Origin of the sequence: Halobacillus seohaensis, assembly GCF_042663045.1 — a bacterium.
Lineage (GTDB): Bacteria > Bacillota > Bacilli > Bacillales > Halobacillaceae > Halobacillus_A > Halobacillus_A seohaensis.
Genome location: NZ_JBHSZV010000075.1, coordinates 1 through 560, shown reverse-complemented (window position 1 = coordinate 560; position 560 = coordinate 1). Strand labels below are relative to the sequence as shown.

The window sequence follows — 560 nt, the reverse complement described above, 5'->3', positions numbered from 1 at the left end:
AAGAGTAACGGAGGCGCCCAAAGGTTCCCTCAGAATGGTTGGAAATCATTCGCAGAGTGTAAAGGCACAAGGGAGCTTGACTGCGAGACCTACAAGTCGAGCAGGGACGAAAGTCGGGCTTAGTGATCCGGCGGTACCGCATGGAAGGGCCGTCGCTCAACGGATAAAAGCTACCCCGGGGATAACAGGCTTATCTCCCCCAAGAGTCCACATCGACGGGGAGGTTTGGCACCTCGATGTCGGCTCATCGCATCCTGGGGCTGTAGTCGGTCCCAAGGGTTGGGCTGTTCGCCCATTAAAGCGGTACGCGAGCTGGGTTCAGAACGTCGTGAGACAGTTCGGTCCCTATCCGTCGTGGGCGTTGGAAATTTGAAAGGAGCTGTCCTTAGTACGAGAGGACCGGGATGGACACACCGCTGGTGTACCAGTTGTTCCGCCAGGAGCATGGCTGGGTAGCTACGTGTGGACGGGATAAGTGCTGAAAGCATCTAAGCATGAAGCCCCCCTTGAGATGAAATTTCCCCTTACGCCAAGTAAGTAAGATTCCTCAGAGACGATGA

1 rRNA gene is annotated in these 560 nt (G+C 55.4%); it reads left to right on the top strand.

Features of this window, described 5'->3' with window-relative positions:
* Positions 1–560 (top strand): 23S ribosomal RNA (locus ACFQIC_RS21050); the annotation flags it as partial.